The organism is Hydrogenophaga sp. (genome assembly GCF_026125825.1).
Classification (GTDB): Bacteria; Pseudomonadota; Gammaproteobacteria; order Burkholderiales; family Burkholderiaceae_C; genus Hydrogenophaga.
Window position 1 is genome coordinate 1 of record NZ_JAHCKK010000224.1, and the last position, 1,280, is coordinate 1,280.

1 protein-coding gene is annotated in these 1,280 nt (G+C 63.9%); it reads left to right on the plus strand.

The features are described from left to right. Nucleotides 1–537 (plus strand): hypothetical protein (locus KIT86_RS25130; RefSeq protein WP_297403476.1); only part of this gene is annotated, 537 nt, incomplete at its 5' end. Nucleotides 538–1,280: the final 743 nt, after the last annotated feature.

Below are 1,280 nucleotides of genomic sequence, written 5' to 3' on the forward strand. Positions count from 1 at the left end.
GCGTTCGCGATGCTCTGCGTCACGTTCCTCTACCAGGCCGGCTGCGCAGCGACGCCACGTCGATTGTCCCACCCAGGCATCGCGCGCTGGAGCGGCACGGAGTGGTCGGCGCTAGGATCAGGGGTGACCGGTAGCGATCATGCTTGGGTGAGGGCCATGGTGGTCTACAACAATTCGCTGTTTGTGGGCGGCGCCATTTCGAAAGCCGACGGCGCAAGTGTAAACTCCATTGCGCGCTGGAACGGCACGACGTGGTCGCCGGTAGAATCGGGTGTTGATGGGCTTGTGTTTGCCTCAGCAGTCTACGACGATGCGCTGTACATTGGCGGCGAATTCGCAGCGGCCGGTGAAGTGAGCGCCCGTTGCATTGCCCGTTGGGACAGCGTGGCGTGGTCGTCGCTGGGGATGAGCTTTGCCAGTTCCTGGCCTAGCGCTAATGCCTTGACCGTCTACAACGATGCGCTGTGCGTGGGCGGCACCTTCCTAATGGCCGGCAATAGGAACACCCACCATATCGCTCGCTGGAGCGGCCACTGACCACGTGTTGCACACACTTGCGCGCGACCGCAAGCAGCGGGTGTGCGCGATGACATTCGCAAGCGACAGTAGCAATGGCAGCGGGTCGGATCTCACCATCGAAAAGCCCGAATCTCACCATGAAAGGGCCCGAATCTCACCATGGCGATTTTTAAGCCGTGTCAACCCATAAAAGGCAACACCTCTTATTACATCCAATGGGAGCGAGTCTATTCTTGTGCATGGATTCCTAATCCGGCGCCCCTCCTGGCCAATCAGAGCTCTTCCCGCCCAGCGACGTGCGCGCGCCTTTCCCGCCTTCGCCACGCGCGCGCCGCGCGCGAACTTGGCCTCACTCCGCCCGTCGCCACGAGCGCTGCCGCGACAGGACTGCCCGAGAGAGCGCTGCTCGTCGTTGCCCAGAGTCTGCTGGTGACCTCCGACAGGCATGTTGGCACCACCGCGTCGCAGCTGTCGCGGCGCCGCGGGGATGCGCGGGGCATCAACACGCGGCCGCGGCGCGCGGGCTCGACGCTTGACGCAGGGCTCGCCCGTGCCGCCTGGGCCCACGAACACAAGCCGTCCGTCCGCGAGCCTCTTTCGATTGCCCCGTGACGTGCTGGTCGTGTTGGTCGACGTCCCTGACTCCTGTTGGCACGGTCGAGTACGACTCTCAACGCGATCATGCGCCTCGTTGCCCTGCTTCTCCTCGGCATGGTGATATCGTCGCCCGAGCCGGCACTGAGCGAGGTGTGGCGGGCAGG